This is a genomic window from Maridesulfovibrio sp. (genome assembly GCF_963677005.1).
GTDB lineage: Bacteria > Desulfobacterota > Desulfovibrionia > Desulfovibrionales > Desulfovibrionaceae > Maridesulfovibrio.
This window is the reverse complement of sequence record NZ_OY781616.1, coordinates 2,712,895-2,738,692: the sequence shown is the minus strand read 5'-3', so window position 1 is coordinate 2,738,692 and position 25,798 is coordinate 2,712,895. Positions and strand designations below refer to the sequence as shown.

The 25,798-nt window shown below is 51.6% G+C and carries 25 protein-coding genes; 21 read left to right on the top strand and 4 right to left on the bottom strand.

Going from position 1 to position 25,798, the window contains the following annotated elements; all coding sequences use genetic code 11:
- Window positions 1-4 precede the first annotated feature (4 nt).
- The gene (aprA, locus tag ACKU4E_RS12115) at window positions 5-1,996 is read right to left on the bottom strand and encodes an adenylyl-sulfate reductase subunit alpha (protein WP_320171335.1); all 1,992 of its coding nucleotides are present in this window, start codon (window positions 1,994-1,996) and stop codon (window positions 5-7) included.
- Between the two features lie 61 nt (window positions 1,997-2,057).
- Window positions 2,058-2,543 (bottom strand): adenylyl-sulfate reductase subunit beta, encoded by a 486-nt coding sequence (gene aprB / locus ACKU4E_RS12110; RefSeq protein ID WP_320171334.1) that lies wholly within the window; start codon window positions 2,541-2,543, stop codon window positions 2,058-2,060.
- 871 nt (window positions 2,544-3,414) lie between these two features.
- On the opposite strand from aprB, the gene sat reads away from it, so the two are divergent.
- The 13 genes from sat to ACKU4E_RS12045 all read left to right on the top strand — a co-directional run bounded on the left by sat (window position 3,415) and on the right by ACKU4E_RS12045 (window position 17,407).
- A complete protein-coding gene (gene sat / locus ACKU4E_RS12105; RefSeq protein ID WP_320171333.1) occupies window positions 3,415-4,695 on the top strand; it encodes a sulfate adenylyltransferase in 1,281 nt (426 codons plus the stop codon).
- A gap of 193 nt (window positions 4,696-4,888) precedes the next feature.
- The gene (locus tag ACKU4E_RS12100; RefSeq protein ID WP_320171332.1) at window positions 4,889-6,532 is read left to right on the top strand and encodes a chorismate mutase; all 1,644 of its coding nucleotides are present in this window, start codon (window positions 4,889-4,891) and stop codon (window positions 6,530-6,532) included.
- Complete coding sequence (locus tag ACKU4E_RS12095; protein ID WP_320171331.1) at window positions 6,495-6,746, top strand: hypothetical protein; 252 nt, start codon at window positions 6,495-6,497, stop codon at window positions 6,744-6,746. Before ACKU4E_RS12100 ends, ACKU4E_RS12095 begins: the two co-directional genes overlap by 38 nt.
- A gap of 322 nt (window positions 6,747-7,068) precedes the next feature.
- Window positions 7,069-8,988, top strand: a complete 1,920-nt coding sequence (locus tag ACKU4E_RS12090; RefSeq protein ID WP_320171330.1) for an aconitate hydratase — start codon at window positions 7,069-7,071, stop codon at window positions 8,986-8,988.
- Window positions 8,989-9,088: 100 nt separating this feature from the next.
- A complete protein-coding gene (locus ACKU4E_RS12085; protein WP_320171329.1) occupies window positions 9,089-10,993 on the top strand; it encodes a SurA N-terminal domain-containing protein in 1,905 nt (634 codons plus the stop codon).
- Window positions 10,994-11,179: 186 nt separating this feature from the next.
- Complete coding sequence (argJ, locus tag ACKU4E_RS12080) at window positions 11,180-12,364, top strand: bifunctional glutamate N-acetyltransferase/amino-acid acetyltransferase ArgJ (protein ID WP_320171328.1); 1,185 nt, start codon at window positions 11,180-11,182, stop codon at window positions 12,362-12,364.
- An 18-nt stretch (window positions 12,365-12,382) separates the two neighbouring features.
- Window positions 12,383-13,000, top strand: a complete 618-nt coding sequence (locus tag ACKU4E_RS12075) for an HD domain-containing protein (protein WP_320171327.1) — start codon at window positions 12,383-12,385, stop codon at window positions 12,998-13,000.
- Window positions 13,001-13,166: 166 nt separating this feature from the next.
- Window positions 13,167-13,979, top strand: a complete 813-nt coding sequence (locus tag ACKU4E_RS12070) for an ABC transporter permease (RefSeq protein WP_320171326.1) — start codon at window positions 13,167-13,169, stop codon at window positions 13,977-13,979.
- A gap of 10 nt (window positions 13,980-13,989) precedes the next feature.
- On the top strand, window positions 13,990-14,829 hold the full coding sequence (locus tag ACKU4E_RS12065) for an ATP-binding cassette domain-containing protein (RefSeq protein ID WP_320171325.1): 840 nt from the start codon (window positions 13,990-13,992) through the stop codon (window positions 14,827-14,829).
- 17 nt (window positions 14,830-14,846) lie between these two features.
- A complete protein-coding gene (gene mlaD, locus ACKU4E_RS12060) occupies window positions 14,847-15,293 on the top strand; it encodes an outer membrane lipid asymmetry maintenance protein MlaD (protein WP_320171324.1) in 447 nt (148 codons plus the stop codon).
- Between the two features lie 34 nt (window positions 15,294-15,327).
- Window positions 15,328-15,996: an ABC transporter substrate-binding protein gene (locus tag ACKU4E_RS12055; protein WP_320171323.1), complete on the top strand. Its 669-nt coding sequence runs from the start codon at window positions 15,328-15,330 to the stop codon at window positions 15,994-15,996.
- Window positions 15,997-16,013: 17 nt separating this feature from the next.
- Window positions 16,014-16,916 carry a VacJ family lipoprotein gene (locus ACKU4E_RS12050; RefSeq protein ID WP_320171322.1) on the top strand — a complete coding sequence of 301 codons (903 nt, stop codon included), beginning with the start codon at window positions 16,014-16,016 and terminating at the stop codon, window positions 16,914-16,916.
- A gap of 2 nt (window positions 16,917-16,918) precedes the next feature.
- On the top strand, window positions 16,919-17,407 hold the full coding sequence (locus ACKU4E_RS12045; protein ID WP_320171321.1) for a metallophosphoesterase family protein: 489 nt from the start codon (window positions 16,919-16,921) through the stop codon (window positions 17,405-17,407).
- Window positions 17,408-17,490: 83 nt separating this feature from the next.
- Here the strand turns inward: ACKU4E_RS12045 and ACKU4E_RS12040 are convergent, their stop codons facing one another.
- Window positions 17,491-17,682: a ferredoxin gene (locus tag ACKU4E_RS12040; protein WP_320171320.1), complete on the bottom strand. Its 192-nt coding sequence runs from the start codon at window positions 17,680-17,682 to the stop codon at window positions 17,491-17,493.
- A 369-nt stretch (window positions 17,683-18,051) separates the two neighbouring features.
- Between ACKU4E_RS12040 and ACKU4E_RS12035 the strand changes: the two genes are divergently transcribed.
- From ACKU4E_RS12035 to ACKU4E_RS12010, 6 genes are all read left to right on the top strand, one after another.
- The gene (locus ACKU4E_RS12035; RefSeq protein WP_320171319.1) at window positions 18,052-19,269 is read left to right on the top strand and encodes a hypothetical protein; all 1,218 of its coding nucleotides are present in this window, start codon (window positions 18,052-18,054) and stop codon (window positions 19,267-19,269) included.
- Between the two features lie 11 nt (window positions 19,270-19,280).
- Window positions 19,281-19,445, top strand: a complete 165-nt coding sequence (locus ACKU4E_RS12030; protein WP_320171318.1) for a hypothetical protein — start codon at window positions 19,281-19,283, stop codon at window positions 19,443-19,445.
- 18 nt (window positions 19,446-19,463) lie between these two features.
- Window positions 19,464-19,901, top strand: a complete 438-nt coding sequence (gene fliJ / locus ACKU4E_RS12025) for a flagellar export protein FliJ (protein ID WP_320171317.1) — start codon at window positions 19,464-19,466, stop codon at window positions 19,899-19,901.
- Window positions 19,825-20,514, top strand: coding sequence for a hypothetical protein (locus tag ACKU4E_RS12020; RefSeq protein ID WP_320171316.1), 690 nt, complete (start codon window positions 19,825-19,827; stop codon window positions 20,512-20,514). The genes fliJ and ACKU4E_RS12020 overlap by 77 nt, the downstream gene beginning before the upstream one ends.
- Window positions 20,515-20,582: 68 nt before the next feature.
- Window positions 20,583-21,398: a tRNA pseudouridine(38-40) synthase TruA gene (gene truA, locus ACKU4E_RS12015; protein WP_320171315.1), complete on the top strand. Its 816-nt coding sequence runs from the start codon at window positions 20,583-20,585 to the stop codon at window positions 21,396-21,398.
- A complete protein-coding gene (locus ACKU4E_RS12010; protein ID WP_320171314.1) occupies window positions 21,334-23,121 on the top strand; it encodes a hypothetical protein in 1,788 nt (595 codons plus the stop codon). Before truA ends, ACKU4E_RS12010 begins: the two co-directional genes overlap by 65 nt.
- A 9-nt stretch (window positions 23,122-23,130) precedes the next feature.
- Here the strand turns inward: ACKU4E_RS12010 and ACKU4E_RS12005 are convergent, their stop codons facing one another.
- Window positions 23,131-23,403: a hypothetical protein gene (locus ACKU4E_RS12005; RefSeq protein WP_320171313.1), complete on the bottom strand. Its 273-nt coding sequence runs from the start codon at window positions 23,401-23,403 to the stop codon at window positions 23,131-23,133.
- Window positions 23,404-23,540: 137 nt separating this feature from the next.
- On the opposite strand from ACKU4E_RS12005, the gene cbiE reads away from it, so the two are divergent.
- Together cbiE and cobM are read left to right on the top strand one after the other, a co-directional pair.
- Complete coding sequence (gene cbiE, locus ACKU4E_RS12000; protein WP_320171312.1) at window positions 23,541-24,779, top strand: precorrin-6y C5,15-methyltransferase (decarboxylating) subunit CbiE; 1,239 nt, start codon at window positions 23,541-23,543, stop codon at window positions 24,777-24,779.
- Window positions 24,780-24,950: 171 nt separating this feature from the next.
- Window positions 24,951-25,718 carry a precorrin-4 C(11)-methyltransferase gene (cobM, locus tag ACKU4E_RS11995; RefSeq protein WP_320171311.1) on the top strand — a complete coding sequence of 256 codons (768 nt, stop codon included), beginning with the start codon at window positions 24,951-24,953 and terminating at the stop codon, window positions 25,716-25,718.
- The last annotated feature ends 80 nt before the right edge of the window (window positions 25,719-25,798 follow it).

Sequence of the window (25,798 nt, the reverse complement as noted above, 5' to 3'; positions counted from 1 at the left end):
CGGCTTAGTTGGGGATGATCTGGTGGTATGCTTTCTTGAAGACGACGGTTTCGCCTTTTTCAACATCGTACTTGGAGTTGACGAAGCATTTCCACTTGGAGTCATCGAGACCCATGAAGTCGCCGCGATAGTAGAATCCGGGGTAACGGGATTCTTCACGGAATTCGATGTGCTGCATGTGGAGACGAACGGTCCACAGTCTGTGGAACTGTTCCCAGCAGCGCATGAGTTCGTGCAGGTCGCGAGCAGCCAGTTTCTTGGAATCTTCTTCGAGCATTTCGAGAAGTTTGAAACCGGTGTGCAGGAGAGACTTGGAGGTAACGTACATGGTACCAACACCACCACCGTATTCATCGGTGCACTTGATGAGGCGCATCATGAAGTTTTTGGGAGTGATGTAGTTGGGGTTAACAACGGGGTCGGTGGAGATGGACTTGCCTTCTTCGAAAGTATACCAGGGCTGGTAGATTTCTTTAGCGAGATCAGCAGCGTTTTCTTTCAGAGCAGGCTTGAAGTCTTTGTGGTCTACAACCCAGCGAACGAGCTGCTTACCAACGATACGACCTTCAGCGTGAGAACCGGAAGAGAACTTGTGACCGGAAGCACCAACACCATCAGCGCAGGTGAACAGGCCGTTAACGGTGGTCATACGGTTGTAGACTTTACCGTTGTCAGCTTTGACTTTGTAATCTTCGGGAACCCATTCTTCATCAGGACCGGAAGTCCAGATACCGCAGCAACCGGAGTGGGAGCCGAGGAGGTAAGGTTCGGTGGGCATGATTTCGGAACCGGAGTTTTCAGGTTCGATGTTCTGACATGCCCAGAGGTTGGCCTGGCCAACACACATATCAAGGAAGTCTTCCCATGCTTCAGATTCGAGGTGCTTCTGTTCAGCGGGGGAGAGGTTTGCGAAGGTGTTCTGCAGTGCGGTAGCGGTATCCATGTAGATGGGGCCGCGGCCTTCACGCATTTCACGAAGCATCATGTGGTTACGCAGACAGGTCGGAATGACGTGGCCTTTAGCGTATCCGCGTTCTTCGTAAGGTTTGAGCATTGCGCGGTTGGTTTCGCAGTAGTCTTCACCTTTGTAGTTGGTAGCTTTTGCCTTGAAGAGCAGGAACCATGCACCAACCGGGCCGTAACCGTCTTTGAAACGAGCGGGTACGAAGCGGTTTTCCATCATGGTCATTTCAGCGCCAACCTGTGCACACATGGTGTAGGTGGAACCTGCGTTCCATACGGGGTACCATGCACGACCCATACCTTCACCGGTTGAACGGGGACGGTAGACGTTAACAGCACCACCGCAGGCTACTACAGCTGCGTTGCATTTGAATACGTATACTTTGTTTTCGCGGGTGGAGAAACCTACAGCACCGGCGATACGGTTGGGTTCGTTGGCGTCGAGGAGCATTTTAACGATGAAAACGCGTTCCATGTAACGATCTTCGCCAAGAGCCATTTTAGCAGCTTCAGCAACGATGCACTTGTAGGACTCACCGTTGATCATCATCTGCCAGCGGCCGGAACGAACGCAGGGGTCGCCGTTGCGCAGGGAGAGGCCAGCGGCCTTTGCTGCAGCACCGTCAAGGTTTTTACCGTCTTTTTTGATCCAGCAGGGGAGACCCCATTCTTCGAAAAGATGTACGGAATCATCAACGTGACGGCCGAGGTCGAAAATAAGGTCTTCGCGAACGAGGCCCATGAGGTCGGTACGAACCATGCGGACGTAGTCGTCAGCATCGTTTTCGCCGAGGTAGGTGTTGATTGCGGACAGACCCTGTGCAACAGCACCGGAACGTTCCATAGCAGCTTTATCAAGCAGCATGATGGAGATGTCGCCACCTACTTTGTCAGCCCAGCGGACTGCTTCATAAGCAGCACCGCAGTTACCCATACCACCACCGACGAGAAGAATATCAACGTCTTGTTCTATAAGCTCAGGTTCTGCGAGAGCAACACCTTTAGAAGCTTCTTTAATAGGGAGAAGAGGCATGTTTCCTCCTTAATTAGGTTTTAGATTACATGAATCAATTCAACTAAGCGTACTTAGAAGATTAATCCAGATCCTTCCAAGCTGCGGTCTTGTCAGCTTCAGTAACGTCAAACTTCTGTCCGAGAACTTCTTTGGGCTTAGCCAGTTCGGTTTCGGTGAAGAGGAGTTCGCTGTCGAGATCGGCCGGCTCGGGTTTACCGTCATAAGGCTTGATAGAACCTTCAGGTGTAGTGCGGATGGGGAATTTGAAGCGTTTTACGTTTCCGTTACGGAACTTGACAGTCCACATGATGTCTTCAGCGGAACGCATGGGGATGGAAGTACCGCCCATGGGTGCGAAGTCACCGTAGGGGCGAGCTTCGATAGCGCCCTGGGGACAAATTTTTACGCAGGAGTAACACTCCCAGCATGCTTCAGGTTCCTGGTTGTAAGCACGCATTTCTTCGGGATCCAGGATCATAAGATCGTTGGGGCAGATGTACATGCAGGCGGTCTTTTCGCCACCTTTACAGCCATCACACTTTTCCGGATTGACAAAGGTCGGCATACCTAGTCCTCCTAAAAGGGTTTAATGTTATCAATCACCGACATCCTTAACCATTTATAATCTTGCCTAAAGTTCAAGGCTCGTGAAATTAGGAACTAACAAGCCCGTCCTTTGGTGTCAAGATGAAAGTGAAATTTAGAACAAGCTAATTTCATTTTCCCTATAAACGGCCATGGAACACCGCCGCCGAACAGTTGTGCCGGAGGATTTTCCTCATGCACTGGCAGCAGAAAACATGAATGTGTTCCATCATGAAGAGCTTTTAGTTCATTCTTGCCTTTGTTAGCAAGCCTTTTTTTCAGATTATGACACAATCTTCACAACTGTTTTAACCTACTGAAAAGATGGGTTTTGTGCCTAGAAATAAGTGTGACTTTCTCTAGATATTATACAGATCAGCCCTGCTTTACACAGTCTTGATGGTCTCCGGAACTTTTTGTCGGGCGTGTAGATGTTTGTTTTTATCTTTGAACCTGATCAGCAGATTCTGTTTACATCTTGTTCTGTTTAGGGGGTGTGTTTAAATATTTTCAGTTATCCATCAATTATATATGAGAAAAAGTCTTGCCATAGTGCGTGTAAAGAGTACTGTGTCCGGGAATTTCGTGAAAAAAATCACTGAGCTTCAAATTTGCCCTTGACATTTCTTTCACAAACAATTCATAAACCCTCTAAGCGTCATGGAGTTGGAAAGGGTGCAATTGAATTATTCAATTGTTTTTTTCATGACAGCTGGTATAAATATTTCGTTCTGCAGGCCACGCCCCGTATATGGTGGCGGTTGCACGGTAAATCCGGGCACAGACAAGATTCTGCCGGACCTGCGGAAGGCCAAGGTGTTGAAAAATAATTACTACAAGGAGACGTAATCATGTCCAAGCTCGTAGCCCCTCACGGTGGCAAAGGCCTCGTTTGCTGCCTGCTCGAAGGCGCAGAACTCGCTGCTGAACAGAAAAAGGCTGAAGGCCTGAAGCAGATTGAAATTTCTCCCCGTGCTAAGGGTGACCTTATCATGATGGGTATCGGCGGCTTCTCCCCCCTGAACGGTTTCATGGGTAAAGCTGACTGGAAAGGCGTTTGCGAAAGCTTCCTGATGGAAGACGGCACTTTCTGGCCCGTACCGGTAACCCTCGACACCGATGACGACAGCGTCAAAGTCGGTGACGAAATCGCTCTGGTCTACAAAGGTGAAGCTTATGCCACCATGAAGATCGAAGAAAAGTACGAAATGACCGAAGACGACAAGAAGTGGGAATGCGAAAAAGTCTTCAAAGGTGAAGGCGAAGAATCCGCTGATGACGTTTTCTGGAAAATCGCAATGGAAGACCATCCCGGCGTTAAGATGGTTATGGCTCAGAAAAAGTACAACCTCGCCGGTCCTGTTAAAGTCCTTTCCGAAGGCGAATACCCTGAAAAATACGCTGGTGTTTACCTGCGCCCCGTTGAAACTCGTGCAGCTTTCGAAGAAAAAGGCTGGTCCACTGTTTCCGCACTGCAGCTGCGTAACCCCATGCACCGCTCCCACGAATTCCTGGCAAAGATCTCCATCGAAGTATGTGACGGCTGCCTGATCCACTCCCTGATCGGTAACCTGAAACCCGGTGACATCCCTGCTGACGTTCGTGTTAAAGCCATCGACACCCTGGTTGAACACTACTTTGTAAAAGACAACGTAATCCAGGCCGGTTACCCCCTCGATATGCGTTACGCCGGTCCCCGTGAAGGTCTGCTCCACGCTACCTTCCGTCAGAACTACGGTGTAAACAGAATGCTCATCGGCCGTGACCACGCCGGTGTTGGTGACTTCTACGGTCTGTTCGAAGCTCAGGAAATCTTCGACAAGATCCCCTACGCAACCGAAGCTTGTCCGGAACCCGGCAAGGCTCTGCTCTGCGAACCCATGAAGATTGACTGGACCTTCTACTGCTACAAGTGCGACGGCATGGCTTCCCTGAGAACCTGCCCCCACGGCAAAGAAGACCGCGTAATCCTCTCCGGTACCAAACTGCGTAAGGCTCTTTCCGAAGGCGCTGAAGTTCCCGATCACTTCGGTCGTGACGAAGTCCTCGTTATCCTGCGCGACTACTACGAAAACCTCACCGAAAAGGTTGAAGTTAAAATGCAGGGTGCAGCTTCCGGCGCAGCCATGTAATTAAGGTAGTAGTACTACTTGCTTATTATTGGGAGGAGGCGGTCAGCGCTTCCTCCCTTTTTTGATATTTGACAATTTCATATATTACGGGCTGATGTGCCGTTTGGCAGGCACAGATACATTTAGGGTTGCCCATTGGTTAAAATAACGCTAGAAAGTCGGACTTCCCTATATTACATTTCAGGATACAAAAATGCCCAATTTTAAAAAATTTGATCGTAACGGTGCCGGTGCACCGCGCAGAACGTCCCTGCTCGACGAAATTAAAGAGCTGGACGCACGTCTTTTGTCCATTATATCCCGTAGAAACTACCTTATGGGTAAGGCCGCTTCCAAGAGAAGGCAGAAAGGACTTCCTCTTGGCGACCCGGACATGGAAAGGCGTATATTCGAAACATGGTCTTCAGAATCCGGAAACAAGAAATTCGACCTCAAAACCGCACGCCGTGTTTTCGAACAGCTGAACAACCTCGCTTATGCCGCAGTTGCCAAACCGGAAAACCGTAAGCTCTCCACATACATTCTTTCGCCGCCCAGAAAGCCGGTCGATGTTGTTTTCGACGGTCCGTGCTCAATTTCCCAATCCCGGCTTTGGATAGCCATGGCTGCTGCGTGCGGCGCCGAAGCCTCGCTTGCTCCCCTCTGCGTCAATGAGCGGATTACCGAACTCGTCAAGGCTTTCAACCAGGCCGGAGGTCATCTTTCATGGGATGGAGAAACGGTTGACTGTCGTCCCGGCGAAGGGCTTGAATTTGAAGACAAGCTCATTTTCGCAGGCGATGACCCCATGACTCTTTTTCTCATTCTCGCTTTCGGGCTCAAAACTACCGGTAAATTCAAGATTGCCGGCGGACCGGTGCTGAAGCAGTTTGATACCAGGCCCCTTGCCGGTATACTGGGTAAGCTCGGAGCAAGGCTGAACACTCTTGACCTGCACAGTCACGGACTGCCTGCCCGTCTTGAATGCGGAGGGCGTATGGCCTCTTCGCTTGATGTTGACCCCGAAGTTCCCGCAGAATTCATAGCCGCTCTTGCCCTTGCCGGGTGGACCTACCCGCAGGGGATTACCCTGCGTTTTGCGTCTGAATGGGACAGCAAGGGGCTGCTCAAGGACGTGGTATCTGTTCTTGAGTCATGCGGAATCAAGGCAGTGCTGTCAGATACCGAATTTTCAGTTGAACCCTGCTCTGCTACGAAATTTCCCTCCAGCCCGGAAATATCGCTTGAGCCTGCTTTGTGTGCTTCGCTGCTGGCTATTCCCGCTTTTTCAGATGGAAAAGTGACCATAAACGGACGTTGGGCGCAGGGAACACCTGCGGCGGATGACGCGCTGCAGATTCTTACTGACGCAGGGATGAATGTTGAAATCGGAAAATCATCCGTTACGGCGAGCAAGGGTGAAACCGCCGTTGACCGGACTTTCCTTTTCGGTAAGGCCGAAGAACTTTTTCCTGTAGGACTGGCTTTTGCCATCAACTCCCGCAGTGAGTGCCGGGTCGCCAACATTTCCGACCAGGTCATGTTCGAACAGGGGGTTGAGCTTCTTGAACGCCTCGGAATCCGGTATGAACGAGGTGAAACGGAACTTACCGTAATGCCCGGCCGCCTTAAATGGGATGAACCGTGGACCGCGCCGACTCCGTTTTTCGGTATCGCACTCGGTCTTCTGGCCTGGATGCGTCCTGGAATTTCCTTGGACAACCCGGGAGACATAAATGAACTCTGGCCCCGCTACTGGACCTTGTACAACGGTCTGCCGGTAATTGACGGTCTTAAAGATCCTGAGGTGAAGAAGGAAGATGAATCAAAAGCCAGAAGAAGAATCAAAATCGATTAGCATTTCCGACATTGAAGCCGAGATTGAACAGTTCAAGTCCGAACTGCAGCTCTGCTCCAAGCGGACAAGGGAATTCATGGCTGAAGAAAAGCCCGCTGAAGGCATCTTTTTCGCCAGGGAGATATTCGAATCCCAGCAGGAAAAACTGCGTCTGGAAGTTGAGATTGACACTCGTCAACGAAAAATAAACCGAATGCGCCTCGGAATGGAATAATGTCCGGCCGGCTCCTTGCTTTTCGCTTGTTGCGAAAATGTCTGAGCTGACGGGCAGGAAATGCATCTGTTTTGCAAGGCTGACCCCTGTGGTCCGGCAATGAATTTGAGATATTCTGCTCCTGGGCAGGAATGCGGTATGAATCAGGATTTTGTGTATCCGTTGTTTTCGGACATCATGCAAAATCCTGTGTTGTGCTGTTTATCGCAATTGCCTTGCCGTCCGCAGCCTGCGGGGAACGTTTCTGTTTTCCTGCATTGGCTATGGGGGCTGCTCGTTGTTTCAATCTGGCTTGGACAAGCACATACAATCTGGAGGTATCATGGGTTTAAATATTACTGAAAAGATTATATCCGCTCACCTGCTGAGCGGAGAAATGGAACCGGGAACTGAAATAGGACTGCGTATAGATCAGACCCTGACTCAGGATGCCACCGGTACGATGGCTTACCTGCAGTTCGAAGCCATGGGCATCGATAAGGTTCAGACCGAGCTTTCCGTCAGTTATGTTGACCACAACACTTTGCAGATGGGCTTCCGCAACCCGGATGACCATCAGTACCTGCGTACTGTGGCGGCAAAGCACGGTGTTATCTTTTCCCCTGCAGGCACCGGTATCTGTCATCAACTGCATCTGGAGAACTTTGCCAAACCCGGCAAGACCCTGATCGGCTCCGACAGCCATACCCCGACAGCCGGGGGGCTCGGTGCTCTGGCTATGGGTGCCGGTGGACTCTCTGTTGCTCTGGCCATGGCCGGGCAGCCGTACTCCATTCCCATGCCCAAAGTCGTCCGGGTAGAACTTACCGGACAGCTGACCGGATGGGCCGCCTCCAAGGACATAATCCTGCATCTGCTCGGTCTGCTTACCGTCAAGGGCGGCGTGGGCAAGGTTTTCGAATTCGGCGGAGAAGGCGTAAAGAGCCTGAGTGTTCCCGAACGTGCCGTTATCACCAACATGGGTGCCGAACTCGGAGCAACCACCTCCATCTTCCCCAGTGATGAAAACACCCTTGAGTTCCTCAAGGTCATGGGCCGTGAAGAAGACTGGGTGGAGCTTGTTGCAGACAGTGATGCCTCCTATGCGGAAACCATCAACATAAATCTTTCCGAACTTGAGCCTCTGGTTGCACAGCCGCACATGCCCGACAGGGTGGTCAGCGTAAAATCTCTGGCCGGCCTTAAGGTCAACCAGTGTGCTATAGGTTCCTGCACCAACTCTTCCTATTCCGATCTGAAGACCACGGCGCTCATACTGGACGGACATCAGCTTCCCGCCGGAGTGGATCTTATGATCTCTCCCGGTTCAAAGCAGGTGCTCAAGATGCTTTCTACCGACGGTCTTATCGCCAACTTCCTTGATTCCGGCGCCCGCTTGCTGGAATGTACCTGCGGCCCGTGCATCGGTATGGGCGGTTCTCCGACTTCCGCCGGGGTCAGCGTCCGTACTTTCAACCGCAACTTTGAAGGACGCAGCGGCACTCAGGATGCACAGGTTTATCTCGCCAGCCCGCAGACAGCAGCCAATCTGGCTCTGGCCGGTGAATTCACCGATCCGGCAACCTGGGGAACTCCGCCTGCGAAAATAGCTTTCCCGGCCGAAATTCCTTCCATTCGCCATCTGTTTATCTTCCCCCCGGAAGATCGTTCCAAAGTGGAAATCGTGCGCGGCCCGAATATTGTTCCTCTGGAAACATTTTCCGCACTGCCCGACAGCATCACTTCGGAAATCCGTCTCAAGGTCGGTGACGATATCACCACTGACCATATTCTCCCGGCCGGAGCACAGATCACGGCTCTGCGGTCAAACATTCCTGCGATCAGCGAATATATCTTCAGCCGTGTTGACGAGGGATTTGTCGGACGCATGAAAGCCGCGGACAGCGGAATCATTCTCGGCGGAGAAAATTACGGACAGGGTTCCAGCCGTGAACACGCTGCTCTCGGACCCCGTCATCTGGGGGTTGTGGCGGTTATCGTCAAGTCTCTGGCCCGTATTCATCGTGCGAACCTGGTCAATTTCGGTATTCTGCCCCTTGTACTCTCCGACAAGAGCGATTACGAAAGACTTTCCGAAGGAACTTCACTGACTGTCGATACCACCGGAATAACACCCGGCGGAGAAATTGCGGTGACAACTGCCGATGGTCTCGAAATCATGGTCAAGAACGACCTTTCGGAAAAAGAACTGGCCATTATCAAGGCCGGCGGCCTGCTCAATTATGTGGGCAAACAACTGTAAGTGAGGCATGCCGGGTGTCCGCTCAGGGCGGGCACCCGGCTGCATACAAATATGAACCAAATTGAACGCAGCAAGGCTGCAAACGGAGAATGAAAAAACCATGATGGACATTCTGCGCCAAAATGCCCAGAACTGGGGTATTAAAATCCTGTTCGCAATCATCATCATTGTCTTTGTATTCGCTTTCGGTATGAGCGGATTCAACGGCAACACAGACCCTGTTATCGCATACGTTAATGATGAGCCCATCCCCACCCAGGAATTCATCAGGGTTTACCGTGAGACTGCAGATGCCATGCGTTCTCAGAATCCCGGCGTTGACTCCGACCAGATTCAGTCTCCCGAATTCAAGAAAGCCGTGCTCGGCCAGATGATCAGTCAGAAACTGCTTGAAGTTGAAGCCAGAAGACTCGGTCTTGCCGTTTCAAACAGTGAGCTTTCCTACTCCATAAGCCGTATTCCGGCTTTTGCCGGTTCCGATGGAAAATTCGATATAAATCGTTACCAGAATTTCTTGAGGTCCAGACAGATGTCTGCCGGTACGTTCGAGAGTGATATCCGCAACAGCAGCCTGATCCAGAAACTGCAGCAGTACGTGATTCTGCCGGTGATGCCCACGGAGCAGGAAGCAAGGGAACTGTTTAATACCGCTTCCGAAAAAATACAGATAGATTACTATTATGTATCCGGTGCCGATTTTGTGGATGCCGCGAAGATCACCGACAAGGCAATCGAGGCCTATTACAAGGCAAACCCGGATAAATTCACCATTCCTGCCCGTGCGGAAATTAAATACATCGCGTTCACCCCTGAGGACCTGTCCATTTATGAGGCTGTTTCCCCTGAGGAATTGAAGAGTTATTACGAAGCGCACAAGGATTCTTTTAAGCAGGAAGAACAGGTCAAAGCCCGGCACATCCTGATCAAGGTTGATGAGAATGCGCCTGAAGCAGACGTTGCCAAGGCTGAGAAGCAGATCAAAAAGATTGCTGCCAAGGCCAAATCCGGTGAGGATTTCTCCAAACTTGCAGAAAAATATTCCGAAGGCCCGAGCGGCCCCAAGGGTGGAGATCTGGGCTGGTTCGGTCACGGAGCCATGGTTAAACCTTTCGAGGATGCAGCTTTTGCCCTCAAGAAAGGAGAAGTCAGCAAGCCGGTGCGTACCCGCTTCGGCTGGCACCTGATCAAGGTTGAAGATATCCGTGAAGCCGGTCAGAAAGAATTTGATCAGGTCAAGGACGAAATCAGGACCGCAATCGCCGAGGAAAAAGCTTCCGAATCCATTACCGACAGGCTTGACCACGCCGTAGACCTCATTGCGTCCGGCATGGACCTTGACAAGGTGGCCCAGGAAATCGGTGTTGCCGTAAAGAAAAGTGAACAGGCCACTCTGCAGAATCTTACCAGAGCCTTCGGCATGACCGAAAGCGCTGCCAAGACAGTTCTCGACCTGCCTCTGAGCAGCGTGACAGATATTCCCGTGGCTGTTGACAACGGTTATCTTGTGGCCGAAAAGGTCAAGGATATACCTGCTTCCGTAAGCCCCCTTGCCGATGTACGGGAAGATATCCGGAACTTTCTTGCCCAGAAGGAGGCAATGAAGGCGGCTCAGGCCAAAGCCACCGTGATAATGGGCAGACTTGTCAACAAGGCTACTGCCGCTGAAGAACTCAAGTCCATCAAGAAGGACCTCAAAACCTCCGAGCCGTTCGGTCGTGACGGTTTTGTCCCCGGACTGGGCATGAACCAGCGTCTTTCCGAAGCTGCATTTGCCGCCAAAAAGGACCAGTGGCTTGCACAGGCTTTCGAACTGCCCGGCGGTTTCATTGTCGCTCGTCTTGATGACCGTATTCCTCCCAAAGAGGAATCCTGGGTTTCACAGAAGGATATGATCATGAATGCTCTGAAGCAGCAGAGAGGAAATGAAGTATTCAACTCTTTCCTGAGGGAATTGCGATCCAAGGCCAAAATAGAAATCGTCCGCATGGACATCCTGAATCAGTAAGCTTCGGCTTCAATAGAGAATTACAGGGTCTGTCCTCAGGGCAGACCCTTTTTTTATGAGCTAATAGCAAGAATGTTCATAGCTGGGAGCAGGATTTATCTTGCAGTGATTTAATCAACCGAGTAACAGAAATCAACATTGCTTCGGTCATGACCGGGCAATATAAATACATATGAGGTATAGAGCATGCTTCCTGTTCCTGAAGGATACAAATTTGCCAGTTTTGCCGCCGGGTTCAAATATAAAAATCGGGACGACCTTGCCCTGATTGTCAGCGACACACCGGCGGTGGCCGCTGCTGTGTTTACTACGAATAAATTTCAGGCTGCACCCGTGCTTGTGGGTAAAAGCATTCTTGAAGAATCAAGAGTTGTGCGCGGTGCCGTGGTTAACGCCGGTCTTGCCAATGCCTGCACCGGAGAAGGCGGTATTGCGGACTGTCGTGAAAGCCTTGAACTGCTGGCCGGTTCCCTCGGCCTTTCGAGTCGCGATCTGCTTCCGGCTTCCACCGGTGTTATCGGGCCCAGATTCAAAATGGAAAAGTGGAAAACCGCTGCTCCGCTGGTTGCGGAAAGGCTTGGCGAGGATGATCCCGTTAAGGCTGCCAGAGCCATAATGACCACAGACAAGTTCCCCAAACTTGCCTGGGGAGAAGTGGAAATCGGCGGGAAGACCGTCCGGATGCTGGGAATGTGCAAAGGGGCGGGCATGATTTCTCCCGACATGGCAACCCTGCTGGGCTTTGTTTTCTGCGATGCCCAGGTTGACGGTGACTGGTGGCAGGGAGCCCTGCGCAGAAGCGTGGACAAAAGTTTCAACAGCGTAACTGTCGACGGCGATACAAGTACCAATGATACCATAATGGCTTTTGCCAACGGAGCTTCCGGGGCGGATGTCTGCGATGAACCCGGCCGTGATGCTCTGGAAGCTCTGCTTCTGGATATCTGCCAGCGTCTTTCCTACATGATCGTTCAGGATGCCGAAGGCGGCACCAAGGTAATGACCATTACCGTAAGCGGGGCGGAAAGTGACCGTGACGCTGACCTCGTAGCCAGGGCGGTGGGCAACTCCCCGCTGGTCAAGACGGCTCTGTTCGGAGAAGACCCGAACTGGGGGAGGATTGTGGCTGCCGCAGGGCGTAGCGGAGCGGAGTTCGACCCCGAGCAACTGACTCTCGGATTCGGGCAGGTGGTTGTCTTTGAAAATGGAACTCCGGTGGAAGGTGATCTTGACGCCCTGCTTGATCCGATAATGCGCAAGCAGGACGTGGATATAAACATTTCTCTTGGTTCCGGTTCCGGCTCCGCCGTGCTCAGAGCATCGGACCTGACCAAGGAATATATCAGCATTAACGCTGATTACAGATCTTAGCGTTCAGATTATTCTGTCATGATGAAAAATCTTAAAAACCGGGACAGAATGACCCGGCTGGCCGATTTCCTTTTTGAAGTCGGGATGCTGCGCAAAACTCCGAGGACCGGCTACCAGTTTCTGGGGTCGGGATCGGAATCCGTTGCCGACCATTCATATCGTGTGGCGGTTCTTGGATATGTGCTGGCTGATATGGCCGGGGCTGATATGGCCCGTACTGTGTTCATGTGTCTTTTTCACGATCTGCATGAAGCGCGTACCGGCGATTTCAACTATGTGAATCGAATATACAACCGCAGCTATCGGGACCGGGCTTTGAGGCACACCCTTGCCGGAACGGGGCTTGAGGACAAGATATATCCGCATTGGGAAGAGCTTGAAGAGTGCGAAACTCTCGAATCGCAGCTGGCACAGGATGCTGACCAGATCGATTTTATCCTCAACCTCAAGGAAGAGCATGACATGGGTAATCCCTATGCCGCGCAGTGGATGGAATCAGCTCTGAAGAGGCTGCGGACTGAAGAAGGTCAGAAACTTGCCGATAAGATATCTGAGACCGACCATAAGGACTGGTGGTATCTCGGGCCTCCGCCCAGTTGGTGGGAGAACAAGACCGGATTGGACGATGAGGATTGATTCCTTTTTAGTGCTTCTGCTATAAATGGATGAGATTTGCGTTTAAAACATAGTATGTTGACGGCTTATGCTTTTATTTTTCCACTCATTGTGGTAAAGAATCAGCTTGATTCGGCAGGCAGATAGCCGCTGAACCCCTTGCGGGACAGGAAATTTAACTATTACAATGACCCATACAGCAACAGAAAACAGACTTATGCAGCCCTTTGCCCTTCTGGGAAAGCTGGTGCTGAATCTGATTGGAGAGGCCGGTGCCATGTGCATTTTCCTTTTTCAGGGGATTCTGCATGTTTTCAGTTCACCGGGCATTTTTGCGAAGACGGTGAAGGAGCTTTATTTCATCGGAATGAAGTCCGTAACCGTTATAGGCCTTATCGGTGTTTTTACCGGAATGGTTATCGGTCTTCAGACCTATTACGCCCTTTCCAAATTCGGTTCGGAAGGTTTTCTGGGCGCGGCTGTGGCTCTTTCCCTTGTCCGTGAACTCGGACCGGTTCTGACAGCCATAATGCTTACCGGCAGGGCGGGGTCCTCCATGACTGCCGAGATCGGGGTAATGCGCATTTCGGAGCAGATTGACGCTCTGGAACTTATGGACATAAATCCCATGAGTTATCTGGTCAGCCCCAAGCTACTGGCTTCGCTGATTTCCTTCCCGATCCTGACTGCCCTGTTTGATCTTATCGGTATTCTGGGCGGGTATCTGACCGGGGTGGCTCTTTTGGGCGGTAACTCCGGAGTATATTTTCATAGGGTGCATAATTCTCTCGACTGGAGTGATATCTCCGTAGGATTCGAGAAATCGGTTGTTTTTGCCGTGCTGGTCTGCACCGTGTGTTGTTTTCAGGGATATTTCACCCATTTCCGTAAAGACGGCAAAGGGCCGGAAGGTGTAAGCCAGGCGACCACTACTGCGGTGGTCATGTCCTGCGTCATGGTTCTGGTCGCCGATTACATTATGACTTCATTGCTTTTTTAAAGGATTAGACATGAGTTCCAGCGCACCTGATATCCGTATAGAAAATCTTACCATAGGTTACGACAGAACCGTAGTGGTAGAGGATATCAACGCAGTTTTGCCCGGCGGAGGAATTTCCGTTATTCTGGGGCGGTCCGGGTGCGGCAAATCAACGCTGATCAAGAACATACTCAAGCTCAATACGCCCATGGGCGGGGCGGTCTACCTTGGAAGGCACAATATTTACAAGCTCAAGCGCAAGGCCTTTCGTTGCCTCAAGCAACGCATAGGAGTTCTCTTTCAGGATGGAGCCCTGCTCGGAGCCCTCACCCTGTTTGATAACGTGGCCCTGCCGCTGCGCGAACACACCCGGCTGAAACAGTCGGAGATTTACGAGGTGGTCCGGTCCAAACTGAGTCTGGTCGGCCTTGATGATTTCATGGATTATTATCCCAACGAGCTTTCCGGTGGAATGCGCAAGCGTGCAGGACTGGCCCGCGCCATGGTCATGGACCCGGATATTCTTTTCTGCGACGAGCCGACTTCCGGTCTTGATCCGATCAATTCGGCTGAACTGGACGGACTGCTTCTGGAACTCAAGGAACGGTTTGACATGACCATTGTCGTGGTCAGCCATGATCTGGCCAGCATGGAAACAATCGCCGACTATGTGGTTGTTCTCGGTGCCGGAAGAACTCTGTTCAAGGGTTCAAGGGAAGAACTCATGAAAACCGAAGACCCTTTTCTGCGCCAGTTTCTGGACCGGCAGGGTGAGGAGCGGAAAGCTCCGCGGTTGACCATGGCACCGCTTGATCCTGCGGTGATGAAAATGGATTGCGCCAAATATATTGGCGACCTCAACAGCAATTAATCGAAAACGGATTCGGTATGAAGAAATATCCCAAGGAAACAGCGGTCGGAATTTTTGTGATAGTCGGGCTTGCGGCTATTATATACATGAGCGTCAAGCTCGGTGATGTGCGCATGTTTGCCGATGATCACTACCGCGTTCAGGCCAGTTTTAATGATGTAAGCGGGCTACGGGAAAAATCTCCTGTTGAAATGATGGGTGTCCCTATCGGATATGTGGACAGGATAGATCTGGACCTCGATAACCGGAAGGCAGTGCTTACCTTAAGTATTGAAAACAGGGTACACCTGCTTGATGATGCCATCGCATCGGTAAAGACCAGCGGGCTCATAGGTGATAAGTATATAAAGATTACTCCCGGGGGAGTGGGCGATCCCATCGAACCCGGCGGAGTGATCATTGAAACAGAGTCCGCCATCGATATTGAGGACTTGATCAGTAAGTATGTTTTTGGCAAGGTCTAAAAAAGTAAACATAAAACTGGAATCCGGTTATTATATGAAACGAATTGTATCCACATCTCTTGTAATCGTTTTGCTGAGCATGGCCTTCTGCGCGGGGGCGGTGTTTGCCGACAACTCTCCCATGGTCAGGCTGCGCGGAGGGATTCAGGGTGTTATAGATATCCTTAACGATCCGAAATATAAAGGACATCCTGAAAACAACGCTGAAAAAACAGCCAAAGTGCGTGACACCATAAAGGAATTTTTCAATTTCAAAGAGTTGTCCAAACGTTCGGTCGGTCGCCCCTGGCTGCAGTTTACTCCTGAAGAACAGCAGCGTTTTGTTGATCTCTTCACGGATCTGCTCGAACAGACCTACCTCGGACGCATAGAAGAATATTCCGGTGAGAAGGTTGCCTTTGACAATGAAAACATAATCAAGGGCAAGTATGCTCAGGTCGATACAAGGCTGATTACGGGACAGAACGATATCCCTGTTTTTTACCGTATGAAGCTTGAAAACGGCGAATGGGATGTATACGATGTGATGATTGAGGGCGTGAGCCTGGTCAAGAATTACAGAACGCAGTTTACCGGAATTCTCGACACAAGTACTCCTGAAAAGTTCGCTGCCAGCAAGACGGAACTTTTCGATCGGCTCGAAAAGAAATGTGAAGAGCTGAAGAAACCTAAAAAAACAGCTGATGCCCAGGGGCAGCAGTAATTGACGGAAATATACCCATGACCAGAAACTATTCGACTGCCCTTCTGGCCTTCATAGTGCTGACTTTTCTCCTGCTTTCCTTCCCGTCCAAAGTTCGTTCCGAGGATGCGGGAGAGCCCGTTATGGTTGCTCAGGTTGCTGCCGGTGTTGTCGGAGAGGTTCGGAATAACCCGGATGAATACGACGAATTCAACGACGACATGTGGGGCGACTCAAAACTGAATGAAGAGGGCTACGCTTCGGACCCATGGCAGGGCTACAACAGGGCCATGTTTGAATTTAACGACTTCATGTATTTTAATGCCGTAAAGCCCGTTACCAAGGGTTACAAGTGGGTGATGCCGTTAAGACCGAGGACATGGGTAAATAACTTTTTCCAGAATATGCTCTACCCGGTGCGCCTTGCAGGCTGTCTGCTTCAGGCTAAATTTTATACAGCCGGTGCCGAAACCTCAAAATTCATAGCAAACTCCATTGTCGGCCTCGGTGGGCTCGGCAACGTTGCTGGCGGGACCCAGTCCACAATGCCGCTTTATATGGGCGATGAGGATATGGGGCAGACTTTCGGGGTATGGGGGATTCCCAACGGTCCCTACTTCGTGCTTCCGTTCCTCGGACCGTCCACTGTTCGCGATGCTGTAGGGCTTGGTATAGATACTTTTTTGCTGAACCCCTTCTGGTGGTTCGGAATCCCCTGGTACTATTCGCTTTCCGCAGGTGCTTACAACCAGATCAACAAGCTTTCCTTCCATATCGGAGAATACGAATCCCTGAAGGACGCGTCTGTTGATCCGTATCTGGGACTCAGGGATGCATACCTGAGCTTTAGGGCCAAGCAGGTGCAGGATTCCAAGAACAATCCTGATCGACCGAAGCCTAAAATGACCACAAACCCGGACGGATCGTCTCAGAATCAGTAGCCGTGAAGATAGCAGTCATATCAGATACTCACCTCCGTGAGCCGGACAAGCGGCTCACGGAGGTTTTTAATACTTACCTTGCCGATGCCGACCTGCTGCTGCATTGCGGCGATATGGTTTCGTTTTCGGTCTGGCAGTTCTTTTGCCAGCATCCCAATTTTCATGCCGCACTCGGTAACTGCGATGAATGGCGGCTTTCCGACTACCTGCAGCCGATGCAGTCCGTATCATTCAACGGGTTAAGCATAGGTATCGCTCACGGATGGGGCAGCCGTTCTCGTGTTGCGGCAAATGTGGCAGACAATTTCGGCCCGTCTTTTGATCTGGTCTGCTACGGACATACCCATATGCGGGACTGGGCCATCCGTTCCGGTGTACAGATGCTCAATCCCGGAAGCATGACATCACCCCGTGACGAATTTCGTCCCGGTTTTGCCTTTGTTGAAGTGGACGATGAGCAGAATATGGAATGCTCATTCGTTGATCTGTAGTGATTTGATCTATTCTTTATAAGGGGTTGAAAAAAAAGGCGTCTCTCCGGACGCCTTTTCGTGGTTATTGTTATTAACTGGCACTATTCAATGGAGATGCACTCCACCGGGCATGAATCAATAGCTTCCCGTACACAATCAAGGTCTACTGCATCCTCCTTGATCACTTCCGCCTTTTCCCCGTCTTCATCCAGGGCGAAAACCTCCGGGCAGAGTTCCACGCATGTTTCACAACCGATGCATTCGATCTGATCGATGACAACTTTTTCAGCCATATACAGCCTCCAGAGTTTAAAACAGATATTATTTCTATAACGTCAGGAATAGACTTAACCACAAAGAGGACTTAGTCTGCAAGTCTTAGATTCGATTAAAGTAAACCCCCGGAAAACTCGTACGCAATGACCGGATAATGACAGCAGGGTATGATTTCAGGTACCGGCCATGCGTATCTTGCCTTAATGATGGTATAACGGTAAACGGGAATTCTTTTTGCTTGAAGTCTGTACACTCCTGCCGATAAAGTTTGCGGGAGTGGAAGCGTCTTCGGTTAAACTTGCCAAGACGCGGATTAGTGCATAAATACAAAGTACCGAAAATGAAAAAGCCCGTTATTTATATGTGCGGGAAGGTGACTGAAAATTATGAAAATTATTTTTTCCCCGGTTTCCAAAGCGATTACGTTACGTTTTGTGCTTGCCTTTTTTATCTTTCTGGGGAGTTTGTTTCTTAACCTTCCGGATGCCCAGTGTACCTCTTTTCTGAAGGATAAAGACAAGAAAGAGGTACAGCTTCCAAAGCCCGTCACAGAGGGAATCAACTATCTCATGCAAACGGTTGCGGGCAATGGAAACGTCTTTGACGGTTCCAGAATAAAGGCTTTGCTGGCCTACGTGGACCAGTCCGAACCCACTGATTCAATCATTAATCTGCCCAAGCGTGATTCCGCGAACGGAGCAGCCATGCGTATGACGGTCAACGCAGGGCTGGATAGGATCCTTGAATATACCTACAATCCGGATATCCCGAACTACGCCATCTATCCTTCCGTTATAAGGGTCAGCGGCTGGTACCCGGAAAGTCAGTTCTATGCAGACAAAGTCCAGCCTTGGAAGTATCTCGGCGATTGTGACTCGCCCAGAATGTGGCGGGGTAAGGAGTTCGAAGTCAATACTCCGGACTCTTTCGGTGGCGGTTACTATCGTTACGATTTGAACCGGTTGCTGGTTCTGCTCAAATATGACGGCCGCGATGCCTTCCTTTCCGTCTCCAGACAGGCCGACGAGTCCGAAGTCGGGATGAAGGGGCTTGTCGTGGATGATAACCAGTGGAATTATTTTTACAGCGGCATTCCCGGACTGACCAAGGGCGGCATGGGCTGGATGGACACTTACATGTACGATTCCATGTCCGTTTCCGTTTACATACAGGATCGCAATGATCCGAATAAGACCGTAAACTACCTCTTTAAATGGCTCCGTGCCGGATGGGCCGGACTGAATGTTGTCCGCCCCAATCACATTTTCGAGGGCAGCCAGCGGTTCGCAAGGGCTTTCAATTCGCTGATGGAATCGAAAACTCTTCCCGCTCCGCAGGAATTTGCAGAAAGGGTAAGAGAAATAGAAGCCATGCCCAAAGCGGAAGTGGATGCCAGGATTTCTGAATACGCGAAAAATGTAGAAGAATACGCCAGAAAGCATCCTGTGATTTCAGATAAATTTCAGGAAGTCTACGAAGGCGGTAAATATGCCGACAAGTTCACCCGTGAGGAACGCATCGGGATTCTGGTCAAGGAATATGTGAAGCAGGCAATGGGAAAGCAGTGCCTGATCTTCACCCGGTTGGTTCAGAACGATAAATAGGGGTTCAGCGGATGCTCTACAGTGAAAATGAAGCCAAGTTCAAATATTGTCCCTACCTTATGACCAGTGACGACAAAATGAAATTCTGTCAGGCCGGAATGTGCATGATGTGGCGGGTTGTCGAATCCGGAAAGGGTTATTGCGGACTCGCCGGCCGACCCGAAGAAAAGAAATAGCGCACGGTTTTTCCCCGCATGCCAGGTAAATTCGTTTTCAAGCTTGAAAAGGTCCTGGAGTTCAGAATGCAGGCTGAAGAGCAGGCCGCCATGGCCCTTGCCGAAGCCAGACAACTGCATCAGGACCAGAAAAAGGCTGTCTTTGCCATCGAAGAGCAGATCGTCGCCCATCGCAAACATAAGTACGAGAGTCTGGATGCTGACAGTATGTGGCTGTGGCGACAGTATGATGAAGCCCTGAAGACTGATCTGCAGTCTGCACACAACAGATTGAAACAGTTGGCCCTCAATTTGCAAAAGAGTCGTGCAGAAGCTGTGAAAAAGTCAAAGGAACGAAAGCTGCTGGAAAAACTCAAAGAGAATCAGGCGAAAAAGTATTATGAAGAAGAACGACTCAAAGAACAGAAAGAGTACGACGAGATGGCAACTCTTCGCTTCAAACCTAAAAATTTCTAAGATTCTTTTCTGTCTTATCTTTCTCGCCCTGCTTAAGCTTTCCCTGATCGGCTCGATCGGTTTTGACCTTGGCCGGCATGCTGAAGAAGCCATGGATAAGGCTGTGGATACCAGTGTTGTCCGCAACGTGGTGGAAACCCCCAAAGCCGTAGCCGCTGAAGCCCCGAAACCGCAGAATGACCCCGCAAAAGCCGCCGGGCAGGAAAAGGCCCGTCCTTCCGAAATGTCCGAACTGGACTGGAAGGCCCTCAAGGCCAAGGAAGATGAACTGGCCCGCAAGGAACGTTCGTTACGCACTCTGGAACAGAATCTGGACAAGAAACTGGCCGACCTCAATGCGCTGGAAAAGCGGCTCAAGAAAATGCTTGCTGACGCGGATGTGCTCAAGGATGCCAAAATCAAGCATCTGGTAGGCGTCTATACTGCGATGAAGGCCAAAAGCGCCGCTCAGGTTATCGAATCACTTGATACCGATCTGGCTGTCAAAATATTGTCTGGCATGCGCGGTCGCAATGCCGGAGCCATACTCGGACTGGTTGAGCCCAAAAAAGCCGCCAAGCTTTCCGAAGAGCTGACCAAGCTTCAGGTTCCGCTGGAAGGAAATCAGCCCTGATCCGGCTCCAATAAGACCTTCTCCGGTGCGCTTCCCGTTTTTTGATAATCTGATTTCGAAGGCGTCGTGTGCAAAGAATAAGAATAACCATCGCCTATGACGGTACGGACTTTTGCGGCTGGCAGTTGCAAAAGGGCGTGCGCACGGTGCAGGGCGAACTGGAAACAGCAATTTCCCGCATAACAGGAACGCAGATTCGCGTGCACGGTTCCGGAAGAACCGACAGCGGAGTTCATGCGCTCGGTCAGGTGGTCCATTTCGATGTGGACGACCGCATGGCTTCAGTTCCCTGGCAGCGGGCTCTGAATTCCCTTCTTCCCGATGATATCACTGTATTGGACTGCATCCCCGTTTCCGGGGATTTTCATTCCCGCTTCAACGCGGTCCGTAAATCCTACACCTACACACTCTGGCTGAATAACGGATTTTTCCTGCCCTGGCGCAGGAGGTACGTCTGGAAATGCGGCCCGCTTGATCTGGAAATGCTGGACAGGGGCATGGAAATGTTTCTTGGCAAGCACGATTTTGCATCGTTCCAGAACACGGGAACCCCGGTGAGTTCCACTGTGCGGGAAATCTATGAATTCAGCAGACAGTCCGGGCAAAACCGTGACGAAATCGTGCTGCGGGTCTGCGGGTCCGGGTTCCTGAAACAGATGGTCCGAAATATGGTGGGCTGCCTTGTCGAGATTGGTCGGGGTAAAGCAGATCCCGGTTTTGTCCGATCTTTATTAGAGAAGAAGGACAGAACCATGGCCCCGGCAACAGCTCCTGCGCAGGGTTTGTGCCTTGAGGCCGTCTATTACGGGGAAGAAGGTTGTGACGGACCTGACGCTGGACGGAAGCAATCTCATATGGAAAACGGACACGACGGAGAAGTCTGATCCGCTCAAGCAGGTCTTTCCGGACTCATACTGGAAGGACCGTTTCGACCGTGCTGCCCTGAAAAATAGCTATGAGCTTGCCGGACCATCCATTGCCATGGATGTGCAGTCCAAGGTCAGGTCACTCAGTGAAACACTGGCTTCCTTTCGTTGGCCGTCTGACGGTTTCGGTCTGAGTGACGCCCGTCTGGTTGTGGGTGACCCGGAACTGGACGGCAGGATCGAGGCTTCCATTATTCCCACCAATGATGCGCAGCGCTATTATCGTTATTATTCCAGAGGCTTTAGCGGTGAAAATGATACCTCACTGGACGCGGGCACATATAAATTCGACATGTCCCTTGGAAGCTCGAAAAAAAGCCTTGCTGTAGATGTTACCTCCGGTATGAGTAACGATGATGTGCTGGAGGCCGTGCGTGACGCGGTAAATGCCGACTCACTGCCGGTACAGGCCTGTGTTGTCCGGCAGACGGCACCTGGGCTGAACCTTGATGATCTGGTGGGAACCGGTTCCGCGCTGGCTTTTTCCGTCAACACCGCTTATGCCGTCAAAGCCGGTGACAGCGCGGTCAGTGCAATCGAAGCAGAAGACGCCAACCGTCTGTCCTTCCGCGATACTTCCGGTCATCTCATATCCAGTCTGAAGCTCTACGCCACCGAACGCCCTGTCGGCCCGGCAAAGGAGGATCGCTACGATCTTTCCGGCACAGTCGCCGGAACTCCTTCTCAATACATGTCAAAAGCGTTTGACGTGAACGCGGTTACTTCACTTGCTGCCGGGTCCCATTCAATAGGGTTCAGCATCGGTTCCGAAACCGGGACCATGGACTTTCTGGTGGAGCAGGGTGATACCTGGCAGACCGTGCTGAATCGTATAAGTGATGCCGCCGGAAACGCTTCTTCCAAAATAGAGGCGGAACTGGTGGACTCACGGCTTGTTTCACCGGTTTATACCGGCAATGGATACGAGCTTATCGACGGGAAATCCGTGGCCATAACCGCCGTAAACCCAAAGATCGGAGAACGGCTTGAGCTTGATCCGGGTGAGGGCCTGGATGTTTTGGGGCTTGGAGTGACTGCCAGACCCGGATCGGATGCGGTCATGGTGGTCAACGGCAAATCCGAAACACGCGCTCCCGGAGAGTTTGCTCTGGATCAGGGCCGTGTAATTGTCGAGCTGGAGGAGAGTTTCGGCGAGACTCTCCCGCTTCGGGTTGTCGGGGCGGTCGAGGTCATGGAAAAGAACGTCGGGCTGATCACCGATGCCTATAACGATCTGCGCAAGACCATTCTGCCTTCCGAGGATCTGTTCCGTGAAGGTTTTGCCCAGCTGTGGCGCGACCCTGTGGAAGACAACCTCGTAGACTTGGAATGGATGGGGCTGCGCGAAGCAGAGAAGGATAATGTTCTCTGGTTTGATTCGGACAAGTTCTACGATGCCCTCATCGCAGACCCGGACAAGGTCAGGGATGTTCTGCAGGATGAGGAGGAAGGTCTGTTCTCCGGTTGGCAGCAGGTCAATGATCGGGTTGTGGAGAACGGAGTCAGCTCATACCTCATACCGGAAAGTTCCCTGCCTCCGCTGCTTCCGGAGCCTTCACCGCGCACCGAACTTGAGCTGGAAACCAGACGCGAACTGCTGGATTCCTTTGAGGACAGTTTCAATTTTGAATTATCCGACCCCACCGACGAAACAGGGCGTCTCATATCACGCAAAGGTTAGGACGCAGGCTCAGCCTTCATTCTCTTCTTCAATGTCGTTCAGTCCGGACAGAATCAGGATTCCTGCTGCTCCGGCCAGCACTGCTACAACGTAGTAGGGTGTTCCACGGTTTGATGTGTCGTAATCGTACGCCGGTATCTCCGCCTGAATGTTAATGGTGCCAAGCATGTCGTTCACCCGGGACATGTACCCGGGACCGGGTACCGGCGCGGTCATGGAGAATCCGTGAAAGGCGGTAAGCAGGGCTGCAATCAGCAGAGCGGCGGCGATTATTTTTTTCATGGAGATCAACCTCCGGTAAAAGGTCGCAACTGGCTCAAATAAAGAATAACAGAAAAGAGTCCGGCCGATAAGCATTTTATTTGGAGGCTAAGTGCAGGCACTGCTCCATAACCTTCCTTTGCCATCCGGGAAATACGTTGTATACATTGCGCATGAAACATCCTTTGTACATTGTGGGGCTTTACCCGGGCTCACTTGAGCCGCCAGTTGCCGCATCCGGGATTATCTCCGGGGCCGATGTGCTGAGCGGAGGCAAAAGGCTGCTGGAATCCTTTCCGGAATTCAGCGGCGAAGTGCTCCCTTTTGTGTCACCCCTGTCCGATTACGCACGGGAACTGCAGAAAAGGATCGACGCCGGAAAACGCGTCGTTCTGCTGGCTGACGGGGACCCGTGCATGTTCGGCGTCGGCAGATCCCTCCTGCCCCTGATGGGGGCGGATAATGTGCGGATAATTCCTTCGCCCTCAGCCGTACAGATCGGAGCATCCAGACTGGGGTTGAGCCAGGGAGAATTGGAAATCCTGTCGCTGCATGGCCGCAGTGATTTTTCCCCGCTCTACGCCGCCTTGCAACGCGGCAGGGATTGCGCCATATATACCGACCGCGTGAATGATCCTGAATCCATCGCCTGCAGGCTGCTGGAAAAAGGGGTGGATAACTATTCCATGTCCGTTCTGGAGGAACTTGGTACGGATTCGGAAAAAATCACCCGCGGCACACTGGAAAGCTTCAGCGGATTCAGGTGTGCGGATTTGAATATTGTAATTCTTACCCGCACCGGGGATGACGGGCCTTTGCGTTTATTCGGACGCGAGGAGGAATCCTTTGTCCGCAGCAACGGGCTGATTACCAAATTACCGGCGCGGGCAACAGGACTGGCGCTTATGGACCTCCGCAGGGGACAGACCGTATGGGATCTTGGCGCCGGCTGCGGGTCGGTATCCGTGGAGGGATCTTTTCTTGCCGGGGATTCGCGTTTTTTTGCCGTGGAAAAAGATCCCGGACGGATTGAGATGATCCGCGAGAATATTGGCCGGTTCAGAGCCTGGACCGTGGAGCCGGTCTCCGGAACCATGCCGGACGTATTGAAGGGCCTCCCGGACCCTGACCGTATTTTCATGGGTGGAGGTATAGGGCGTGACGATTCGGTCATACGGGAAGCTTCGCGTCGGCTGAAGCCCGGAGGACGCATGGTCGTCCACGCCATTCTGATGGGCAGCATTCAGCGCACAAGGGATACTTTCGATTCGCTCGGCTGGGACTGGCAGGCCGTACAGCTCCAGAGTTCCGTTTCCGAGTCCCTTGTAGGGGACATACGTTTCAGGGCGCATAATCCTGTGACCGTTATCTGGGCCGACAAACCGGCAGGGTCATAACTGTCTGGTATTTATGATCCGTATCCCTATTCACGGGCCTCTATAATTATTAGGGATTCCAAAGGGGATTATCTCCTTTGGCTGCCAGCGGCGAAATCTTTTTGATAAAGGCGCAAAGCGCATCAATTCAGCCTGTAAGAATCGATCCAGGCAGATTAAGGGAAAGCATAAATGAGCAAAGTCTATTTTATAGGTGCAGGCCCGGGAGATCCTGAACTGATCACCGTGAAGGGGCAGCGGATAATTGCCGAGGCGGGATTGGTTCTTTACGCCGGATCGCTTGTTCCTCGGGAGGTCATCGCCGGGGCAGCGAAGAATGCCCGGGTTGAGGACTCGGCGTCCATGTCCCTGCAGGAAACGCATGAACTTATGCTTGAACACGCATCGAGAGGGGAAACTGTAGCGCGGGTGCATACCGGCGATCCGGCTCTCTACGGGGCGGTGCAGGAACAGGTCCGGCTGCTTGAGCGCGACGGCATAGATTTCGAGATAATTCCGGGGGTCACCTCGGCCTGTGCCGCGGCTGCGGCATCGCGGGCATCCTTCACCGTGCCCGGCGGCACCCAGACACTGATTCTGACCCGCATGGAAGGCCGCACCCCGGTTCCGGAAAGTGAAGGGCTGGAAAAACTGGCCGCACACAATTCGGCCATGGCCATATATTTATCCGCCGGAAATCCCTCCGGCATACAGGAACGGCTCCTTGCCGGAGGAATGGACGGGGCCACTCCGGTAATCCTAGGTCATCGTATCGGCTGGCCGGATGAAAAATCGGTTGAAACCGTGCTGGAGAACCTTGCTGATACAGCCGTGCGGAACGGTTTCACCCGGCAGACAGTTTTTCTCATTCTGCCGGGCAGGAATTCGGAATCTGAATCCCTTCTTTATGATGCCGGTTTCAGCCATATGTTCAGGGACGGAAGTCTTGAAAATGTTTAGCCGGGTATTTCGTCATAGAAAGCCTTCGGCAACCCTGCCGGGGGCCTTAAACCCTTTGAGAAGGGTTTAAGAATCCTAAA

Coding starts and splice junctions, on each gene's coding strand:
- aprA (WP_320171335.1), bottom strand. CDS start 1,996: ATGCCTCTTCTCCCTATTAAAGAAGCTTCTAAAGGTGTTGCTCTCGCA.
- aprB (WP_320171334.1), bottom strand. CDS start 2,543: ATGCCGACCTTTGTCAATCCGGAAAAGTGTGATGGCTGTAAAGGTGGC.
- sat (WP_320171333.1), top strand. CDS start 3,415: ATGTCCAAGCTCGTAGCCCCTCACGGTGGCAAAGGCCTCGTTTGCTGC.
- ACKU4E_RS12100 (WP_320171332.1), top strand. CDS start 4,889: ATGCCCAATTTTAAAAAATTTGATCGTAACGGTGCCGGTGCACCGCGC.
- ACKU4E_RS12095 (WP_320171331.1), top strand. CDS start 6,495: ATGAATCAAAAGCCAGAAGAAGAATCAAAATCGATTAGCATTTCCGAC.
- ACKU4E_RS12090 (WP_320171330.1), top strand. CDS start 7,069: ATGGGTTTAAATATTACTGAAAAGATTATATCCGCTCACCTGCTGAGC.
- ACKU4E_RS12085 (WP_320171329.1), top strand. CDS start 9,089: ATGATGGACATTCTGCGCCAAAATGCCCAGAACTGGGGTATTAAAATC.
- argJ (WP_320171328.1), top strand. CDS start 11,180: ATGCTTCCTGTTCCTGAAGGATACAAATTTGCCAGTTTTGCCGCCGGG.
- ACKU4E_RS12075 (WP_320171327.1), top strand. CDS start 12,383: ATGATGAAAAATCTTAAAAACCGGGACAGAATGACCCGGCTGGCCGAT.
- ACKU4E_RS12070 (WP_320171326.1), top strand. CDS start 13,167: ATGACCCATACAGCAACAGAAAACAGACTTATGCAGCCCTTTGCCCTT.
- ACKU4E_RS12065 (WP_320171325.1), top strand. CDS start 13,990: ATGAGTTCCAGCGCACCTGATATCCGTATAGAAAATCTTACCATAGGT.
- mlaD (WP_320171324.1), top strand. CDS start 14,847: ATGAAGAAATATCCCAAGGAAACAGCGGTCGGAATTTTTGTGATAGTC.
- ACKU4E_RS12055 (WP_320171323.1), top strand. CDS start 15,328: ATGAAACGAATTGTATCCACATCTCTTGTAATCGTTTTGCTGAGCATG.
- ACKU4E_RS12050 (WP_320171322.1), top strand. CDS start 16,014: ATGACCAGAAACTATTCGACTGCCCTTCTGGCCTTCATAGTGCTGACT.
- ACKU4E_RS12040 (WP_320171320.1), bottom strand. CDS start 17,682: ATGGCTGAAAAAGTTGTCATCGATCAGATCGAATGCATCGGTTGTGAA.
- ACKU4E_RS12035 (WP_320171319.1), top strand. CDS start 18,052: ATGAAAATTATTTTTTCCCCGGTTTCCAAAGCGATTACGTTACGTTTT.
- ACKU4E_RS12030 (WP_320171318.1), top strand. CDS start 19,281: ATGCTCTACAGTGAAAATGAAGCCAAGTTCAAATATTGTCCCTACCTT.
- fliJ (WP_320171317.1), top strand. CDS start 19,464: ATGCCAGGTAAATTCGTTTTCAAGCTTGAAAAGGTCCTGGAGTTCAGA.
- ACKU4E_RS12020 (WP_320171316.1), top strand. CDS start 19,825: ATGAAGAAGAACGACTCAAAGAACAGAAAGAGTACGACGAGATGGCAA.
- ACKU4E_RS12005 (WP_320171313.1), bottom strand. CDS start 23,403: ATGAAAAAAATAATCGCCGCCGCTCTGCTGATTGCAGCCCTGCTTACC.
- cobM (WP_320171311.1), top strand. CDS start 24,951: ATGAGCAAAGTCTATTTTATAGGTGCAGGCCCGGGAGATCCTGAACTG.